This is a genomic window from Amycolatopsis sp. NPDC054798 (assembly GCF_053611505.1).
Genome location: NZ_JBSHAM010000003.1, coordinates 248,925 through 268,015 on the forward strand (window position 1 = coordinate 248,925; position 19,091 = coordinate 268,015).

At 70.6% G+C, this 19,091-nt stretch carries 13 protein-coding genes; 6 read left to right on the forward strand and 7 right to left on the reverse strand.

The features are described from left to right. Positions 1-6: 6 nt before the first annotated feature. Entirely contained in the window at positions 7-4,608 is a 4,602-nt protein-coding gene (locus ACWGIC_RS03775; protein WP_452074363.1) for a DUF7927 domain-containing protein, read from the reverse strand. Positions 4,609-4,732: 124 nt separating this feature from the next. After that, a complete protein-coding gene (locus tag ACWGIC_RS03780) occupies positions 4,733-5,530 on the reverse strand; it encodes a BPL-N domain-containing protein (protein WP_452074364.1) in 798 nt (265 codons plus the stop codon). A gap of 182 nt (positions 5,531-5,712) precedes the next feature. Between ACWGIC_RS03780 and ACWGIC_RS03785 the strand changes: the two genes are divergently transcribed. After that, the gene (locus ACWGIC_RS03785) at positions 5,713-6,381 is read left to right on the forward strand and encodes an endonuclease V (protein WP_452074365.1); all 669 of its coding nucleotides are present in this window, start codon (positions 5,713-5,715) and stop codon (positions 6,379-6,381) included. 194 nt (positions 6,382-6,575) lie between these two features. Further along, complete coding sequence (locus ACWGIC_RS03790) at positions 6,576-7,310, forward strand: hypothetical protein (RefSeq protein WP_452074366.1); 735 nt, start codon at positions 6,576-6,578, stop codon at positions 7,308-7,310. Positions 7,311-7,459: 149 nt separating this feature from the next. Here ACWGIC_RS03790 and ACWGIC_RS03795 read toward each other — a convergent pair whose 3' ends face one another. Further along, entirely contained in the window at positions 7,460-7,702 is a 243-nt protein-coding gene (locus ACWGIC_RS03795) for a hypothetical protein (protein WP_452074367.1), read from the reverse strand. Between the two features lie 79 nt (positions 7,703-7,781). Between ACWGIC_RS03795 and ACWGIC_RS03800 the strand changes: the two genes are divergently transcribed. Further along, positions 7,782-8,366 (forward strand): TetR/AcrR family transcriptional regulator, encoded by a 585-nt coding sequence (locus tag ACWGIC_RS03800; RefSeq protein WP_452074368.1) that lies wholly within the window; start codon positions 7,782-7,784, stop codon positions 8,364-8,366. A gap of 12 nt (positions 8,367-8,378) precedes the next feature. Here ACWGIC_RS03800 and ACWGIC_RS03805 read toward each other — a convergent pair whose 3' ends face one another. From ACWGIC_RS03805 to ACWGIC_RS03815, 3 genes are read right to left on the reverse strand one after another with little or no spacing between them, the layout of a single operon-like run. Further along, entirely contained in the window at positions 8,379-9,968 is a 1,590-nt protein-coding gene (locus ACWGIC_RS03805; protein WP_452074369.1) for a hydantoinase B/oxoprolinase family protein, read from the reverse strand. Continuing rightward, complete coding sequence (locus ACWGIC_RS03810; protein WP_452074370.1) at positions 9,965-12,022, reverse strand: hydantoinase/oxoprolinase family protein; 2,058 nt, start codon at positions 12,020-12,022, stop codon at positions 9,965-9,967. Before ACWGIC_RS03810 ends, ACWGIC_RS03805 begins: the two co-directional genes overlap by 4 nt. Positions 12,023-12,048: 26 nt before the next feature. Then, entirely contained in the window at positions 12,049-13,398 is a 1,350-nt protein-coding gene (locus ACWGIC_RS03815; protein ID WP_452074371.1) for an MFS transporter, read from the reverse strand. Between the two features lie 138 nt (positions 13,399-13,536). Here ACWGIC_RS03815 and ACWGIC_RS03820 point away from each other — a divergent pair, with 138 nt between their 5' ends. Then, a complete protein-coding gene (locus tag ACWGIC_RS03820) occupies positions 13,537-14,562 on the forward strand; it encodes a LacI family DNA-binding transcriptional regulator (RefSeq protein WP_452074372.1) in 1,026 nt (341 codons plus the stop codon). Between the two features lie 9 nt (positions 14,563-14,571). Here the strand turns inward: ACWGIC_RS03820 and ACWGIC_RS03825 are convergent, their stop codons facing one another. Continuing rightward, positions 14,572-16,086, reverse strand: a complete 1,515-nt coding sequence (locus ACWGIC_RS03825; RefSeq protein WP_452074373.1) for a PucR family transcriptional regulator — start codon at positions 16,084-16,086, stop codon at positions 14,572-14,574. Positions 16,087-16,167: 81 nt separating this feature from the next. Here ACWGIC_RS03825 and ACWGIC_RS03830 point away from each other — a divergent pair, with 81 nt between their 5' ends. Next, positions 16,168-17,463 carry an MFS transporter gene (locus ACWGIC_RS03830; protein WP_452074374.1) on the forward strand — a complete coding sequence of 432 codons (1,296 nt, stop codon included), beginning with the start codon at positions 16,168-16,170 and terminating at the stop codon, positions 17,461-17,463. Then, positions 17,456-19,060, forward strand: a complete 1,605-nt coding sequence (locus ACWGIC_RS03835; protein WP_452074375.1) for an amidohydrolase — start codon at positions 17,456-17,458, stop codon at positions 19,058-19,060. The genes ACWGIC_RS03830 and ACWGIC_RS03835 overlap by 8 nt, the downstream gene beginning before the upstream one ends. Positions 19,061-19,091 lie beyond the last annotated feature (31 nt).

A 19,091-nucleotide genomic window follows, 5' to 3' on the forward strand; every position in this document is an offset into this window, starting at 1 on the left:
CGATTTTCAGCGTCGCTGCCTCCGCCGCCGCGCAGCCACCAGCAGCACGAAACCGCTGAGCAAGCTGAACAGCGAACCGAACAAGAGGTCCAGGAACGGCGTGCCGGTCGAGGCCAGCGGCGGTGTTCCCGGCGGAACGACCGGCGGGACGCCTGAAGTTCCCGGATTTCCCGGAGTCACCGGAGTGTCTGTGCCGCAACCGAGTTCGGTGCCGGTGACACAGTTGGTCCCGGGGTTCGGCGAGACGACGACGTTGCGCAGCCGGCTCCCGGCAGCGGCGTCGGGTTTGACGGTGATCGAGTAGGTGACCGTGACGGCCTGGCCGGCCACCAGCTTCCCGCGCCAGGTCAGCCGCGAGCCGGTCTGGTCGATGGTGCCGCTGGTGGCTTGGGCGTCCTGGTTGTAGGCGGCGTCGTCCAGCACGTCGGCGAGGTCGTCGACGAACGACGCGTCCGGATAGACCGCGGTGCCGGTGTTGACGAGGTCGACGACGTAGGTGACCTTGTCCCCCGGTTTCGCCGTCGCCGCGAGCACGCGCTTGGTGACGGTCATCTCGCGCACTGGGGTTTCGGTGCCGCAAGCCGGGTCCCGGGTCAGGCAGTTCGTGTCGTCCGGGCTGGTGACGGCGTTGCGCAGGATCCTGTCACCGCGAGGCGGATCCCCGACCGTCACCGAGTATTTGATCGTGACCTGCTCGCCCGCGGCGACCGGGCCGGTCCACTGCAGACGCGGAGGGTCGTAGCGGACGGTTCCGGCGGTCGCCGTGGCATCGCCGTGGTAGGCCGCGTCGTCCAGGACCCCGGACAGGTCGTCGGTGAACGACGCTTCCGGTTGCGGCGCCTCGCCGAGGTTGCGCACGGTCACGGTGTAGGTGACCTTCCCGCCCGGCTCGGCGATCCCCGGATCGGCGGTCTTGGTGATCCGCAGGTGCGGTTTCGGCAGCACCACGCGGCAGTCCGGATCGGCCGAGCCCTCCGGGCAGTTCGACCCGGTTCCGGTGACAGTGTTGACGAGCCGGTGGTCGCCGGCGTTGGTCACGGTGACGGAGTACGTGATGGTCGCGGTGGCGCCCTTGGCCAGGTTTCCCGTCCAGGTCAGGTTCGGCGGCGCGACGACCGCGGTGCCGGTATCCGCTTTGGCGTCGCCGTTGTAGGTCGCGTCGTCGAGCACGCCCGCGAGGTTGTCGGTGAACGACGCGTCCCGGTAGTCGGCCTCGCCGACGTTCTCCACGGTGACCGTGTAGCTGACCCGGTCGCCGGTCTTGATTTCCGCCGGGGTCGCGGTCTTCGTGATCTTCAGCGCCGGCAACGGCGTGACCGTTCCGCAGTCCGGATCGTGCCCGCCGGGCGGGCAGTTGCCGCCGCCGGTGACCGCGTTGGCGAGTTTCTTGTCGCCGCGCGGCGGGTCCTGCACGGTGACGGTGTAGGTGATCGTCACCGTCGCGCCGGCCGCGACGTCGCCGTTCCAGGTCAGTTTCGGTGCGGCGTAAGCGGTTGTGCCGCTCGTCGCGTGCGCGTCGTTGTTGTAGTTCGCGTCGTCGAGGACGCCGGTCAGGTCGTCGGTGACGGTGGCGCCGCGGTAGGCGGTCTTCCCGTCGTTGGCGACCAGGACGTTGTAGGTGACGGTGTCGCCGGGCCGCGGATCCGACGGGGTCGCAGTCTTCTTGACGTGCAGGCGGGCGACGGGGGTCACCGGGTTGCAGTCCGGTTCGGTGTTGCCGGGCGGGCAGGTGGAGTCGGGCGGGCCGGTGATCGCGTTGCGGAGTTCGCTGTCGCCGGTGTGCGTCGCGCTGACGGTGACCGAGTAGGTGATCGTCGCGGTCGCGCCTGCGGGCAGGTCGGCAGTCCAGGTCAGGGTGGGTTCGGTGTAGTCGAGCGTGCCAGTGGTGGCGGTGGCGTCGTTGTTGTAGGTCGCGTCGTCCAGGACACGGCTCAGGTCGTCGGTGAACCGCGCGCCTCGATACGTTGCGCTGCCCGGGTTTCGGGCGGTCACCGTGTACGTGACCTTGTCGCCGGGCTGCGCGGCCGCGGGCGAGGCGGTCTTCGACAGTTCGAGGGCGCCGATGCCGGTGTCGGTGGTGCAGTCCGGGTCGGTGTTGCCGGGCGGGCAGGTCGAGCCGTCCGGCCCGGTGACGAGGTTGCGCAGGTGCTTGTCGCCGGCGGGCGGGGTGCCGACCGTGACGGAGTAGCGCACGGTCACGGTGGCGCCTGCCGCGACGTCGCCTGTCCAGTGCAACCGCGGAGCGTCGAAGGATGTGGTGCCTGAGGTGGCTGTCGCGTCGTTGTTCCACGTCGCGTCGTCGAGCACGCCGGAGAGGTCGTCGGTGAACGACGCTCCCGGATAGGCGGCCTCGCCGATGTTGCGCACGGTCACGGTGTAGCCGACCCGCTCGCCGGGCTGGACGTCCGTCTTGTCCGCGGTCTTCTTGATTTCGAGCGCACCGATCGGGGTGGTCGTGGTGCAGGACGGATCGGTGCTGTCCGGTGCGCAGTTCGATCCCGCGGGGCCGGTCACGGCGTTGCGCAGGTTGTGGTCGCCTCGGGGCGGCGCGTGCACGGTGACCGTGTAGCGGATCGTGACGGTCTGGGCGGCCGGAATGTCGCCAGTCCAGGACAATTTCGCCGTGTCCGGATCGTATCCCGGTTGCGCCGACGCGGGAGTGCCGCCGATGGCGGCAGCGGCGTCGTTGTTGTAGGCAGCGTCGTCGATCACGCCGGTCAGATCGTCGGTCAGGTGGACTGCGGTCGCCGTCGCGCCGCCGAGGTTCTCCGCGGTGATCGTGTACGTGACGGTGTCGCCAGGCTTCGCGGTGGCGGGCGAGGCCGTCTTCCGGATCACCAAACCGGAAATCGGTTCGTCGGTGGTGCACTCCGGGTCCGTGCCGCAGTTCGAACCGTCCGGGCCTACGACCCGGTTGACCAGGCGACGGTTTCCGCCCGGCGGATCGGCCACCGTCACCGTGTACGTGATGGTGACCGTGGCGCCCGCCGCGACGTCGCCGGTCCAGCGCAGCGCTCGTCCTGGTTCGTCGTAGGCGACCGTGCCTCCCGTTGCCCGGGCATCGTTGTTGTAGGCGGCGTCGTCGAGGACATCGGTCAGGTCGTCCGTGACGCTCGCCCCGCGCCACTCAGCCTGGCCGTCGTTGGTCACGGTGACCGTGTACGTGACGACGCTGCCCGGGCTCGGATTGGCGGGCGAGGCATGTTTCGCGATTTTCAGCGTGGCGATCGGGACCACCGTCGAACACGCCGGATCCTGAGACGCCTCGGCGCAGTTGCTTTCCGGCACCGTCACGACGTTGGTCAGCTTTTTGTCCCCGCCGGGCGGTTTTCCCACGGTCACCGAATAGGTCATGGTGACGCTCTCGCCCGGCGCGATCGCCCCGGTCCAGGTCAGCTTCCGGCCGTCGTAGCTCGGCTGGGTCGGTGTCGGCGCACCGCCGGTCGTGGTGGCCGCGTCGTTGTTGTACGCGGCGTCGTCGAGGACGGCGCTCAGGTCGTCGGTCAGCCGGGCGGCCGGGGCGGGAGCGTCGCCCTCGTTGGCGATCGTCACCGTGTACCGCACGGTGTCCCCCGGCTTCGCGGTCTGCTCGCTGGCGGTTTTGCGCACCACGAGCCGGGAGGTCAGGTTCGGCGCGATCGAGCAGCTGGCCAGGTCGGTGATCGGCCAGGAGCCGCCGGATTCGGACTTGATCCGCCCGACCTGGTTGTCCTGGGCGTTGCCGCCCGGCACCAGCGTCGACGCCCCGGTCTTCGGGTCCACTTTGTACAGTGCGCCGCCGTAGTAGCCGAGATAGATCGACCCGTGGAAGTAGGCCATTCCGTAGTTGTTGAACCCGTTGCCCGACCCCGGTCCGACGACGCGGACCGCGCGCGTCGTGGTGCCCGTCGCCGGGTCGAGCCGGTAGACGTAGGTCGAGCCGCCGTAGGAAATGCCGTAGTACGCACCGCCGTCGGCGTCCACGAACAGGTCCGGCACCAGCGATCCGCCGCGGAAAACGGGATCGTCCGACGGGACCGGGGTCAGGTTCGAGCCCCTGGTCCAGACGGTTGTCGCGCCGGTCGCGAGGTTCATCCCGAACAGCTTCGGCGCGCCGCCGTTCTGCGCGCCGAACAGCATCCCGCTGCCCGGGTCCTCGGCGATGCCGCCCCAGTTCGTCCCGGCGGGCAGCTGCCGGGTCTCGCCGTTCGCGATCTCGTCGGTGGCCTGGCCGGTCCCGGAAACGTGCTTGTACAGCGTCCGGTTCGCGCTCGTATAGCTGGAATAGAATGCCGCCGGACGGCCGGTGTCGGGGTCTTTGCCGAGCGCCATATTGGTCGACCAGTAATCCGGCGGGCCGCTGCCCGCCCGTTTGCTGATGACGGTGTTCTGGATTTCGGCGTCCCCGGCGGAGTCGGTGCGGAACTGCATCCCCGACCGGAAATTGCTGTAATAGAGATGGTCGCAGTCGAAAACGGACGGGCTCTGCTCGCCTTCGACCGGCCACGTCTGCGCCGAGGCGGGTGCCGCACCGGCCACCGCCAGGCCCGATGCCGCGACCGCCGTCACGAGAGCCTGCACGGCCAGCCGCCGGACCGCTTTCCCGCTCCTACCCGCCCAGCGCACCATGATCGCATCGAATCAACACGAACCGCCGCGGACAACTCGAAAGCGCGGCGAGGCGCACAACTCACCCACTTGAGGTCGCCTTGGCCGCCGGAAATACCCGCCGGTTCGCGGCTTTCCCTTTTCTTTACCGCGAGACAGTCGCCTGGACGAGATCGTAGGCCAGGTCCATTCGGACGCCGTCGGGATTGGCGAGCCCATTCTCGTCGTACCAGGAGGCGTCGGCCTCCGGATGCGGCCCGCTGACGCCGACCCGCCCCTTGCCGTACGAGGCGACGACCGCCGCGGCCGCCCCGTTGGGGTAGGTCGCGAGCACGGTGGCGTCGGCCCCCTCGTTCAGGCGAAACGCAGGCCCGTCCTGGAAATACATATGCCGCGGCTTGCCCCGCCAGCTGACCTCGACGACGGTGTCGCGCTCGTCCGGAACCGTGGAGCCGGGAGAACCCGCGTACCCGTGCGTGTCGCCGGGCAGCAAGCCGAACCCGGGATCGCGGCCGGCCAGGTAACCGCCGAAGCACAGGCCGAGATAACTGCCGCCGCCCCGCACCCAGTCGCGGACCGCGTCGGCGGACCCGTCCAGGTCCCGCCAGGTCCGGTCGAGGTCCTGGCCTCCGCCCGGCTGGACGTACAACTGCGCCTGCGCCAGCACGGCCGCGGTGAGCGGCTTTCCGGTGCCTGGGCCCACGTACTCGACCCGATAGTGCTCCGGTGCCCGGCGGAGCAGGTCAGCCACCGCGGGCCCGCATTCCGCGCAACCCTGCGGCCCGTTGTACACCAGCGCGAGCGGCGCTTCGGCACTTCGCGCCGGAGGTTTCGCTTCAGCTTCCGGCTGACCGCACCCCGCGGCCAGCAGCGCGGCGGCCGAGAGGAAACCGCACAGCGGCCGTAGCCGCCGCGAGCGTCGGCGGTCCGCAGTACCGGACATGGTTTTCCCTCTCCCTCGTGATCGCCGAGCCAGTCTAGCGCTACCCGTTAGCTTTTCGTAACAGCGCGGTTTCTGGCCTGATAGGGTCCGTCTCTGCCCTTTCGCCCGTATCGATCGTGCCGCACCAGACCAGTTTCCGGCCGGATTTCCCCGGTCCGGCACTCCGCTTCCAAGGAACTCCCATGCCCGCCTGGCCCGCCACCGAGGCCGACGCCCTCGCCGAACAACACCGCCTGCGCGCCCTGGTGGACCCGACCGGCCCAGCCCTCTCCGACGGCGCCCTGGTCGCGGGCGTCGACGTCGCCTACGACGACGAACGGGACGCAGTCGTCGCGGCGGCCGTGCTCGTCGACTTCACCTCGCTCGAGACGGTGGAAGAGACGACCGCGGCCGGGCCGGTCAGCTTCCCCTACGTGCCGGGTTTGCTCGCCTTCCGGGAACTCCCGCCGGTCTTGGACGCCTTGGCCGCGCTCCGCCACCGCCCGGACCTCGTCCTCTGCGACGGCTACGGCCTCGCCCACCCGCGCCGGCTCGGTTTGGCCAGCCACCTCGGAGTCCTGACCGGCCTCCGGACGGCCGGGGTCGCCAAAACACCGTTCACCTTCACGCACGACCAGCCCGGCCCGGCGCGCGGAGACTGGTCGCCGCTGCTGGACGGCGCGGAGGTCGTCGGGCGGGCGCTGCGTACTCGGGAGGGGGTCAAGCCGGTCTTCGTGTCGGTTGGCCATCGGATCGGGTTGGCGGAGGCTTGCGAGGCGACACTGGCGTTGACGTCGGGCTACCGCCTGCCGGAGACGACCCGCCGCGCGGATTCCCTGTGCCGCCGGGCGTTGGCGGAAGCTGTGCGCTGAGTTCCAGCGCCCCCGACGCCCCCCGGGCGCTGCTCCATCTGGGCTACCGAACGATCAACTCCCCCGTTTCTGTCGGTGCCGCCTCTCACACTGGCCGGGATCCAGCACTGCCGTGAAACAGAAATCGCCGGGCAGCCGATCCAGTCCGCACCACTGCGGCGGCGGTGGTCGTTTCCGGTTCCGAGGGGAGAATGATGGGGACAGAAACCGGTTGGGTGACGTTGCCCGACGGACGAAAAGTCAAACTGGGCGACGGCGGGGGCAAGAAGAAGGGCGGCGGTGCCGCGGTCGCCGCAGTGGCGGCTGTCGCGATCGCAGCCGTCAGTTCGGGTGCCACGGTGAGCGGTTTGGCCGGTTCCGGCTCGAGCACTGGCGGCGGAACGTTCGCCGAGAATGTCGCCGGTGACGTCGTCGACGGGCTTCCTGGCCGCAGCCTTCCGCAACGCACGGCGAAAGCTCGGGAGTCGGCGAAGCGGGGCGATTGGAAAGAGTCCTGGAGCCGGATGAAAATGAAGGAACTGCGGCACAAAATCGAGCACGAGGCCGAGTGTCTTTCCGCAGCGACCGGCAGGGTCCGGGAGTTTCTCGCCCGCACCCCCTGCACCTCGCTGGACCGGATGCTGCTGGCCGTCGGCGACGGGCACGACAACGCCGCGGTCGTGTCCGTCGTGCGAGTCGGGTTCAAGTCCGCCAAGCACCGCAACAGCTTTCAGGACGTGGAGACGGAGCAAGGCAGCGGAGACGTGCGCCCGCTGGAGATTTCTCTCGCGCTCGGCGTCGCCGGCGTGTCGTTCACCGGTTTGAACTATCGCGATCGCCGGGACAAGAACGCCTTGGTCGTCGCCGAGGCCGATACCGCCACCGGGCACCTCGACGGCTCGACCTTGAAAGCGCTGGCCGATGTCGCCCGGTTCATGCCGGTCGCTTGATTTGCTCCAGACCGCAGGAGGAAGCATCCCCGCAACGGGACAGGAATCGGCCGATCTGGTCGACCGGGACCGCGTCTCCCCGGTCGACCAGATCATCTTCGACCACCTGCACGAAACCGGCCTGCTACCCAACACTCCACATTAGACAGTCACCCCGCCGAACCCCGCCCCCGCCACACGAGCAACGCCCAGACGAGCAACACCGCTCCCGCCGCCCCGAGAACCAGGTCCGCCCACTGCGGCACCCCGGCCCAGCGCAGCAGCCCCGCGACCCCGAAGCTCGTGCCCCAGCCGGCTTCGGTGATCGCCGAGCCGAAGCCCTGGACGAACAGAATCACTCCGAGCAGCACCCGCGCGCCTTGCGCTTGCCGCCCGCTCCGCTGTGTCTCCATAGAGAAAACCCCCGTTTCGATGCGCTTGCATCGGAACCCTAGCAGTGATCCGATGCAGACGCATCGCTACCCTGGTCCCATGCCGAAACAGGTGGATCACGACAGCAGGCGGCGGCACCTCGCCGAAGCGGTGTGTTCGCTGGTCAGCTCGCGCGGGCTGGAGGGCGTGACGCTGCGCGAGGTGGCCGCGGAAGCCGGGATGTCGATGGGCGCGGTGCAGCGTTGTTTCCGCACCAAAGCAGAAATGCTGCTGTTCGCCCAGGAGCACGTGAACCGGGAAGTCGCCGCCCGCGCGCAGGAGCGCATCGGCGACGGGTCGGCGGCCGTGATGCTGGAGCAGGCACTGACCGCTCTGCTCGCGGTGGACGATCCGGGCCTGGTCAGCGCACGGGTGTGGATCGCGTTCACCGCGCAGGCGGTGGTCGACCCGACATTGGCGGCCGCGCACGAGGAGCACTACGCCGGGCTCACCGAAATGCTCACCGTCCTGCTGAAGGCGGCTCAGGACAGCGGCCACGTCCGCAGCGGCCTCGACCTCAAACGAGAAGCCGAGGCCGCCCTGACGATCGCGGACGGGCTGACCTTGCAGGTTCTGCTCGGCAGGCACACCCCGGACTCAGCCGTGGCGGAGCTGCGAAGGCAGACGGCGCACCTTTGGGTCTAAGCCGAAGCGCCGTTACGCCCCAGCGGTTTCCGGCGTCCCGTATCCCCCTCCCCCGCCGGATTCGCAGCGCAGCACGTCTCCCCGGCGCACCCGGAGACTGTTGACCTTCAGCATCTCCCGAGCCTCCGGCGTGCCCGGGTTCAGCACCACGCGCGGCGGCGCACCCGCTGACCCGCCGAAAAGGCCCCACGCGGGCGTCACCGAGCGCTCCCACCACAGCGACAGATCCTGGTCGGCCTCCATCACGTACTCCCGGATCACGCCGTCTCCCCCGCGCCAGCGCCCCGCGCCGCCCGAGGCCGTGCGGATGCGGTATTCGTTCACCCGCACCGGATACAGCGTTTCGACGACCTCGACCGGCAGGTCCCGCAGCGAGCCGTTGACGTTGTTGATCAGCGCGGTCTCCCCGTCGCCGCCCTCCCACGCGCCCCAGCCGCCGACGGTCGCCTCCAGCGTCACGAACGGCTCCCCGGTCCGGGGATGGTCCCCGGCGAACTGCACGATCATCGAATCGCCATAGCTGGCCGCGGCGACCCGGTCCGGCATCGCGGGCGCGAGTGCGGCGACGACGAGGTCGATGAGCATGCCGAGGCTGGAGTAGTAGTACTGGCACGCGGCGGGCTCGCGCGCGCCGAGCATCGACCCGTCGCGCACCTGCACGTCCAGTGGTGCGAAAGACCCGCCGTTCAGGCTCACCTGCGGCGAGATCAGCAGTTTGTACCCCACCCTCGCGGCCGAAATCGCCTGGGAGCGGCCGCAGTTGACCGGTCCGGTGGCCTGGTCGGCGCAGTCGGTGAGGTCGATCGTCATCGATTCGCCTTCGACGACCACCCGCACGCGCACTTTCAGCGGCGTGTCCGGGTCGATGGCGTCGTTGTCCAGGTAGCCGGTCGCCTCGTACTGGCCGTCCGGGATCGCCTCGATCCGTTCGCGTTCCAGCCGTTCGGTCTGGGCGAAAATCTGCTCGCGCGCGGCGTCGACGGTTTCCGCGCCGTAGCGGGCGAACAACTCGCCGAGACGCCGAACGCCCATCCGAGCACACGCGATCTGCGCGCGCATGTCTCCGAGGGTCACGTACGGGAAGCGCACGTTCGTCTCGATCAGCCGCAGGATGTCCGCGCATTCGACGCCGCCCGCGACGATCCGCGTCGGCCCCATCCGGAGGCCTTCTTGGTAGATGTTCGTGGAATCCATCGAACCGCCGGGGTCCTTGGAACCCATGTCGATCCAGTGCGCGCGCGAAGCCGCGAAGCCGGCCAGTTCGTCTCCGACGAAGATCGGCGCGTACACCGTGCAGTCGTTGAGGTGCGTGCCGCCGATGTAGGAATCGTTGAGCACCCACACGTCGCCGGGCTGCCAGACGTCCGCGCCGAACAGGTCCTCGGTGTGACTCGTGCAGATCTCCAGGTTCCCGAGGAAGATCGGCAGCCCCGACGACTGGCCGAGCACCCGGTGGTTCCGGTCCAGCAGCGCGACGGCGCAGTCTTTGCCCTCGTAGATCGTCGGCGTGTACGACGACCGGATCAGGGCCATGTTCATGTCCTCGGCCGCCTGGATCAGCGCCGAGCGGATGATTTCGGTGGTGACGGGGCTGATGCTCACGCGTGCTCCTCCTGCAGGTGATCGGCGGCCGCGAGGGTGACGACCAGGAACCCGTGGTCGTCGACGGCGAGTCCGGCGTCCGGCGGGACGACCGTGGTGGCGGTTTCCTCGTGCACGATCGCGGGTCCGGTCAACCGGCTGCCGGGCGCCAGCGAGGCGCGCGCCACGATCGTGGTGGGCACGGGCTTTCCGGCGAAAACGACGTCGCGGACCACCGGGTCCGGTCGCGCGGCGCTCGTTTCGGCCGCCGCTGGGGAGCGGTCGACCACGCCGTGGCCGGTGGTGCGGAGCGCGACGAACTGCACCGGCGCGCCGGGGGTGGCGTGGCCGTAGCGCTGGTGGTGGATTTCGGCGAAGCGCGCCTCGACGGCGGGCAGGAACTCCGGGCTGTCCACCGGGTCTCCGTCCAGGATCGGCACGGTCAAGGTGTAGTCCTGGCTTTCGTACCGCATGTCGACACCGTGCGTCACCGACTGGCGGTCTTCCGGGATTCCCTGCTCTCGCAACGCTTCCAGCGCCTGATCGCGCAGCGAGTCGAGCGCGGTGCGCAGGGCGCGGGTGTCGAGTTCGGCTCCGTTGGCGAAAAACTGCAGGGTGAAGTCCCGCCGGACGTCGGCTTCGAGCATGCCCCACGCGGAGAACGCGCCGGGGAACCGCGGCACGATCACCTCGGTGATGCCGATTTCCTGGGCGATGAACGCGGCGTGCATCGGGCCCGCGCCGCCGAACGCGAGCAGCGCGAACTGGCCCGGTTCGCGGCCGTGCTCGACGGTCAGGGTGCGGATCGCCTGCGCCATCTTGGCGTTGCCGACGTCGCAGATCCCGGACGCCAGCTCGACCGGGTCCATGCCGAGCCGCTGCGCCAGCGTCGCGACGGCCGTGTGCGCGGCGTCCAGGTCGAGCGGCATGCCCCCGCCCGCGAACGACTCGGGATCGACCCGGCCGAGCACGCAGTTCGCGTCGGTGACCGTCGCCTGCGTGCCGCCGCGCCCGTAGCACGCCGGGCCGGGCGCCGCGCCCGCCGATTCGGGGCCGACGCGCAGCGCGTCGCCCTCGGCGTAGGCGAGCGAACCGCCGCCCGCGCCGACGGTGTGCAGGTTGACCAGCGGCATCAGCAGCGGGAAACCCTCCGCTTCGCCGTCCGGCGAGACGTCGGCCGCGTAGTCCATCACCAGGGACACGTCGAACGAGGTCCCGCCCATGTCCACGCAGATCAGGTCTGGGCGGCCGAGCAGTTTCGCCGCCGCCACGCCGCCCATCGTGCCGCCGACCGGACCGGACAGCAGCGTCTGCAGCGGATGCCGCCGCGCGAACCCGGCGTTGACCAGACCGCCGGAGGACTGCATGACGTGCACCGGGACGTGCAGGCCCTTCTCGGTGAACCGCCCTTCGATGCGGTCGAGGTAGCGGTGCACCGACGGGCCGGTGTAGGCCTCGAGCACCGCGGTGGACGTGCGCTCGTACTCCCGCCATTCCGGCGCGACCTCGTGCGAGAGCACGACCAGCGCGTCGTCGCCGAGTTCCTGGCGCAGGATCTCGCCGGCGCGGCGTTCGTGCCCGGAATCCAAGTAGGAGAACAGGAAACACACCGCGACCGCTTCGAAACCCTCCTCGCGCACGCGTTTCGCGACCAGCCGCACTGCGTCCTCGTCGAGCGGTTCGAGTTCCGCGCCGGTGGCGTCGAGGCGTCCGGCGACCTCCGCGACCGCCTCCGGCCCGACCAGTGGCTCCGGCTTGCGGTAATGCAGGTCGAACAGCCGGTTCCGGTTGCCGCGCGCGATCCGGTAGACGTCGCCGATCCCCCGCGTGGTCAGGATCAGCACCTTCGCGCCGCGCCGTTCGAGCAGGGCGTTCAGCCCTTGCGTGGTGCCGTGCACGAAGAACTCGATCTCCGTGAACGGCAGGTCGAAGCCTTCCAGCGCGCCGAAAACGCCGCGCGCGAGGTCGTCGGGGGTGGTGAGCACCTTGCCCGCGTGCAGCCGCTGCGTCGCGCCGTCGTGGACGACCACGTCGGTGAAGGTGCCGCCGATGTCCATGGCGACCCGGTAGGTCATGAGAACTCCTTGTCGGATAACGGAAATCAGGTGAGCGCGCGGCCCTCGGTCTCGGGCAGCGGGAGAACGGCGAGCAGCGCGACGACGAGGAAGGCGACGATCGACGCGACGGTCAGCGAGGACGCGACGCCGTGGTCCATCATCGCGCCGATCACCGGCACGGAAACCGTGTTGGCCAGCAGGATCGCCGAGGTGGACCAGGAATAGCCGACGCCGCGCAGCCCGGTCGGCAGGACCTCGGCCGACCAGGTGTTCCAGATGCCCCACGCGCCGAGCGAGAAGAACGCGAGGATCAGGTTGCCCGCGTACAGCTGCGCGGAACCGGTGGCGAGGCCGAACAGCACGCCGCCGATCGCCGAGGCCAGCGCGAACAGCAGGAAGATCCGCTTGCGTCCGTGGCGGCGGGTCAGCCACGCGGCGAGCAGGTAGCCGGGAACGGACACCACCTGGGTCACCGCGACGAACCACAGCGCGCCGGACACGCTCAGCCCGCGGTTCTGCAGCAGGACCGGCAGCCACGTCTGCAAACCCCAGTAGCCCCAGCTGAAAGTGAACGACGTGAGCAGCAGCGGCAGGAACCGCAGCCGCACCGGCGAACGGAAGAGATTGCGCACCGCGCCCGCCTTGCGGTCCGCGTCCTCGACGGAAAACGTTGTGCCAGCCGGAATTTCCGCACCGAGACCGCGCAGCACGGCCGCAGCTTCCGCGTGCCGGCCGCGCCGGGCGAGCCAGTACGGCGATTCCGGCACCCAGCGCAGCACGGCGAACGCCCACAGCCCGGCCAGCGCGGCGACGACGGCGACCGCGCGCCAGCTGATCGTGCCGAGCGACTGGCTCACGCCGATGCACAGGAGCGTCCCGATGGGGAAACCGATGCTGAGCGCGACCGCGCCCTGGCCACGACGGGCGGTGGGCAGCAGTTCGAGGAAGTACGGGAACGTGACCGCGTAGACCCCGCCGAACGCGACGCCGGACAGGAACCGCAGCACCACGAACGGCCAGAACGCCGGCGAAAGCCCCGCGGCCAGCGCGAGCACCGCGTAGATCAACAGGCTCGCGACCGTCACGCGGCGGCGGCCGAGCCGGTCGATCAGCCCGCCCCACAGCAGCGCGCCGGGCACCATGCCGAACGCGACCGCGGACAGCGCCCAGCCGAGTTTCGTGTTGTCCACCCCGAACTCGTCCGCGATCCCGTTCGAGACGTAGACCAGGCCGACCTGTTCCCAGGCTTCGACGACGAACGCGAAGAACAGCACCGATCCAGCGAGCCAATGCCGCCGGGTCAGCCCCATCCCGGTGCAGACGTCGCCGACGGTCGGCGAAGCGGCGGCGGGCGGGGCGGGCTCGTGCGGGGCGGGCTCGTGCGGGGCGGCCATGGCGCCTCCTATCATCATCAAAACGTTTTGATGAGCTTTCGCGGCATCAAACCCGCGCGCCGGGGCGGTGTCAAGGCCTCCTCCGCCGGGCGGTGGGCGATACTGGGCCGTCCGGAGGCAGCGCGAAGGGGAACGACGGTGGACACCGACGGCGGCAAACGACCGGTCACGATCCGGGAGGTCGCCGAGCGCGCCGGGGTCTCGATCAGCACCGTTTCGCACGCGCTTTCCGGGCGCAGGCCCATTTCGGCGGCGACCAAGGCCCGGGTGCGCGAGGCCGCCGCGGAGCTGGGCTACGACCCGAACCCGAACGCGCGCTCGCTGCGCACCGGCCGCTCCGGGCTGGTCGGGCTCATCCTGCGGCCGCGCTACGCGGTGGCCGGCACGCCCGACCGCGCCGAGACGTTCAACCGGCTCGTCGGGTCGATCGCGACCGAGATGCTGCGGCACAAGACCGGCCTGATCCACGTGCCCGACCTGCACGACCCGGCGGTGGCGAGCGTGCCGATGGACGGCTGCATCGTCGCGCACCCCTACGGCGGCGACACCGCGCTCGCCGAACTGCTCGGCCGGGGCCTGCCGGTGGTGACCGTCGAGGAGGATCCGGAGCGGCCGGACCTGCCGTGGGCCGTGCGGCTGGACTATCCTCCGGTGGTCGAGGCGCTGCTGGACCACCTGCGCGACCAGGGCGCGCGGGACGTGCTGCTGCTGTCCGGCACCGAGGACAACGCCTGGAACCGGCGGCCGCGCGAAACCTATCTGGCGTGGTGCAAGCGGCGCGGGACCGTGCCGCGGACGGCCTTGCTCAGCGAGGGCCTGACCCCGGGGGACGTGCCGGAGCTGGTGCAGCCGTTGCTGTCCGGCCCGGACCGGCCGGACGCGATCGTGGTCGCGACCAGCGATTTCGCGCCGCTGATCGCCGAAGCCGCTGCGGCGCAGGGCCTGCGCATCCCGGACGACCTGCTGCTCGCAGCGTTGACCGACAGCGAACACGCCCGCACGAGCACGCCGCCGGTCACCGCGATGGACCTGACCCACGAAGCACTGGCCGAACGCGCGGTGGAGCTGATGCTGGCGCGGCTTTCCGGGGCCGAGACGCCCGAGGGCCCGGTGTTTCTGACCCCCGAACTGCGGCTGCGGGAATCGACTCAGCGGCGCGAGTAGCGCGCCGGATCACAGCTCCTCAGCGGACAACGCGAGCCACAGCTCCAATCGATCGCGCGGCCGGTCCAGCCGCCGCCGGGAAACCCGCTCCGCAGTGCGCAACCGGGTCCGCACCGTATTGCGGTGCACGCCCAGCTCTCGCGCGGCCGTTTCCAGGTTGCCGTCCGCGTCGAGGTAGCAGCGCAGCGTCGGCACCAGTTCGCTGCCGGTGCGGCGATCGTGCTCCCGCAGCGATCCGAGCACCGCGGTGGTGAACGGGGCCAGCGCCGCCGGGCGCAACGCCTCGCGCAGCAGACCCCACGAGGACGCCTGTTCAGCGTCCACATAGGACGAATCGGCGGGCACGACGTCGGCGGCCCGGCGGATCGCGGCCGGAATCCCGGCGACATCCGGCGAGACAGTCGCTCCGCAGCCGACCGGAACCCCGGTCAGTTCCGCAGCCCTCGCCCGGATCCGTGCGCCGAGCCCGGCCGCAGCAGGCAACACCGCCGCGAGACCGCCTGGGCACGGGGTCAGCAAGAGCCGGTCCTGGTCGGTTTTCCCGGCCACGTCGGCGATCGCGTCGAGCACCGCGGCGAGCGGATCGTCGACAGACAACGCGAAGACCGCGACCTCAAACGGCGGTTCCGGCAGCAGCGACTCGTCCGGTTCCGCGACTGCGGGGAGCAAGCGCGCCCGCTGTTCGTGCAAGGTGCGGCGGAGCGCGCGGATGCCCAGCAAGGTCATGCCGAGCAGCACCGCTGCGTGGTTGACCAGCAGACGCTGATGCGTCGGATCGCCTGCCGGGCAGTCGAGCGCCAGCCAGCCGCGCGGATGTCCGGACAGCCCGATGCTGTGCACGACCAGATACCGGCCCTCGTGTTCCTCCGCGCCCGCCGCCTGCGCCGGTCCGGCGATCCCGGCGACCAGTTCGCGCGCTCGTTCGTGCCACGACCGCTCCCCCGCCGGATGCGCCGCGCGCGGCCGTCCCTCGACGTCCAGCAGCAGCGCTTCGCCGCCGACTCCCTTCGCCAGCTCGGCCAGGATCCCGCGATCGCCGGACCGCAGCGCCGCCCGCGCGATCGCCTCCTGCACCGCGATCGCGTGCCGTTCCGCGCGCAGCGCCGCCTCCGCGTGCCAGCGCGCGACCGCCTGGCTGACCGCGATGAACGGCGTCGTCCCCAGCACGCCCACCACCGGCAGTTCGCACGCCTCGGCTTCTTCGAGCACCTCCGGCGGCAACGCCTCCAGCACCTCCGCGGCGAAGCCGAGCCCGGCCGCGCCCGCCTCGGCCAGCCGCCGCACGTACGCCCGCCGTCCCGGTTCGTCGGCGGGCAGCCCGAGCCCGATCGTCAGCACCAGCTCGCCGCCGCGCAGCCACGGCACCGGGTCGGCGACCTCGATCGCGTGCGCCCAGGCAACTTCCCGGCCCAGCCCGGCCCGTCCGGCGAGCAAGCCCAGCTCAAGCCCTTCGAACCGGAGCACACCCGCCACGGTCAGCACAGCCGCCTCCCAGTGCGGTTCGCACAAAACGATCTTCGGCAAAGGACACATCGTACAGCGGTCTCCGGCCGGTTCCGCGGTTAGCGTGACCCGAACCGATCCCCCGGAGCAGTGGGAGCCCCCATGACCGCATCCGCCTCGAGCGCCCGCCGCGCGGCCGCCGCGGCGTTCGTCGGAACAACGATCGAGTGGTACGACTTCTACGCCTACTCGACCGCCGCGAGCCTCGTGTTCGGCAAGCTGTTCTTCCCCGAAGGCACCAGCCCGCTGGTCGGGCTCATGGCGTCGTTCGCCACCTACGCGGTCGGCTTCCTCGCCCGTCCGCTCGGCGGCATCGTGTTCGGGCATTTCGGCGACCGCGTCGGACGCAAAGCCGCGCTCGTGACGACGTTGCTGATCATGGGGATCGCGACGTTCGCCACCGGCCTGCTGCCCACTTACGCCACTGCCGGGGTGCTCGCGCCGCTGCTGCTCGTGGTGCTGCGGTTCGCGCAGGGGCTCGCGGTCGGCGGCGAATGGGGCGGCGCGGTCCTGATGGCCGTGGAGCACGCGCCGGCCGGGCGCAAGACGTTCTACGGTTCGTTCGCTCAGCTCGGGAACCCGGCCGGGGCGCTGCTCGCTTCGGGGCTTTTCGGCCTGCTCGCCGGCCAGGGCGACGGGGCGCTCGCCGCGGGCGGCTGGCGGGTGCCGTTCCTGCTGTCGGCGGTGCTCGTGGTCGTCGGCCTGGTGATCCGGCTGAAGGTCGAGGAATCGCCGGTGTTCAAGCAGGCGGAACCAGTCGCCGAACTGCCGGTGCGGCTCGCGCTGCGCACCTCGTGGCGGCAGATCCTGCGCGGGATCGGCGCGCTGCCGGTGGCCGTCGGCGGCTACTACATCGTCACCACCTTCCTGCTCGGCTATTCGACAGCCGATCTGCACGTGAGCGAGGAACTCGTGCTGACCGGGCTCAGCATCGCGTCCTTGGTGGAACTGGTCGCGACCGTCGGCGTCGCGTGGCTCGGCGACCGGTTCGGCGGACGGCGCGTGGTGATCATCGGGCTGCTCGGCGTCGCGGTGCTGGCCGCGCCGCAGTTCCTCGTGATGGGCAGCGGCAGCACCGGGCTGATTTTCCTGACGCTGTCGCTGATGCGGCTCGTCATGGCCGCCACCTACGGGCCGATCGCGGCGATCCTCGCGCAGATGTTCCCCGCCCGCGCCCGCTACACCAGCATCTCGCTGTCCTATCAGGTCGCCGGCGCCGTCTTCGGCGGATTCTCGCCGCTGGCCTGCACCGCGCTCGTCGCCGGATTCGGCGGCGTGGCTCCGGTGATCGTCCTGCTCGTCGTGATGTGCCTGGTCAGCATCGCCTGCCTGCGCGGTGCGCCGCAGCTGTCCGACGACGTCCCCCAGCCCCACCGAACGGAGATCGCCCGTGGCTGACGTCCTGATCCACCGCGCCCGGGTCCTGACCATGGACCCGGACCTCGACGGAACCGACGCGGTGCTCGTCCGCGACGGCCGCGTCGCCGCGCTCGGCGCGGCGGCGGTCGCGCAGGCGGCGCCGGAGGCCGAACGCGTTGACGCGCGCGGCGCGACGGTGCTGCCCGGCTTCGTCGACCCGCACAACCACCTGCTGTCCACCGCGGAATCCCTTGCCGCGGAAGACGCCAGCTACCCGGCTGTGTCCACTGTGGACGACCTGGTCGAAATGGTCGCCAAAGCCGCCGCGCGCACGCCCGCAGGACAGTGGATCCGCGCCTTCGGCATGGACGACGCGAAGTACCCGGAAGGCCGCCCGACCCGGCAACGGCTCGACGAGGCGACCACCGAGCACCCGGTGATCGTCTACCACGTCTCCGGCCACCACGCCGTGGTCAACTCCGCCGCGCTGCAGTGGCGCGGCATCGGCAGCGACGTCGCCGATCCGGCGGGCGGGCAGTTCCTCCGCGACGCGGCCGGCCGGCTGACCGGCATGGTGCTCGACTCCGCGATGCAGCTGCTGCTGCCGGTCGCGGTCGAAATCGGCTGCCACGGCCCGAATTTCCACACCGACCTGCCGTTCGAACAGCTGTCCGGATGGCTCGGCGACGCGGGCAGGCACTACGTGGAAGCCGGGCTGACGACCATCGCCGACCCGCAAGTTTCGGCGCGTGAACTACGGGTGTACCGGGCAGCCCGCGCGGCCGGGCGGCTTCCGGTGCGCACGGTCGCGATGCCGTTGTCGCACCAGCTCGACGCGCTCGCCGCGGTCGGCCTCGGCGACCCGTTCGGCGACGACTGGCTGAGCCTCGGCGCGATGAAGTTCTACTCCGACGGCACGCTCATCGGCGGCACCGCGGTGTTCAGCGAGCCCTACGGCGAACACGGAGAATTCACCGGCAGCCTCTACTGGCCCGCCGACGACCTCGCCGCATTGGTGGAACGCGCCGCCCGGGCCGGATGGCGAGTCGCCGTCCACACGCAGGGCGACCTGGCGATGGAGAACACTTTGCGGGCGCTCGAAGCGGGCTCCCGCGCTTACGGCGACGACTTCCGCCCCCGGATCGAACACTGCGGCTACCCCACCCGCGAGCACGTCCGCCGGTTCGCCGGACTGGGCGTGATCCCGGTGAACCAGCCGAACTTCCTGCACGACAGCGGCGGAGACTTCCTGCGCCGCCTCGGCGACCGCGCCCACCGGCTCCAGCCGCTCCGCGAGGAACTCGACGCGGGGCTGCGCCCGGCGCTGTCCAGCGATTCGTTCGTTTCGTCGTTCAAACCGCTGCACACGATCGCGAACGCGATGCTCCGGCAGACCCGCGAAGGCGCGGACATCGGTGCGGAGCAAGCGGTTTCGCTGCACGAGGCACTGCGCGCGCACACGCTCGACGCGGCGTACACGCTCGGCATGGAGGACCGGATCGGCTCGCTGACGCCGGGCAAACTCGGCGATGTCGTCGTGCTGGACGCGGACCTCGAACAGACGCGCCCGGAGAAGTTCGGCGACGTGCACGTGACGGCCACGGTGCTGGACGGGCGGATCGTGCACCAGCGGTGAAAACAGCCAGCCTGCCGCGGAGCCCCAGGGC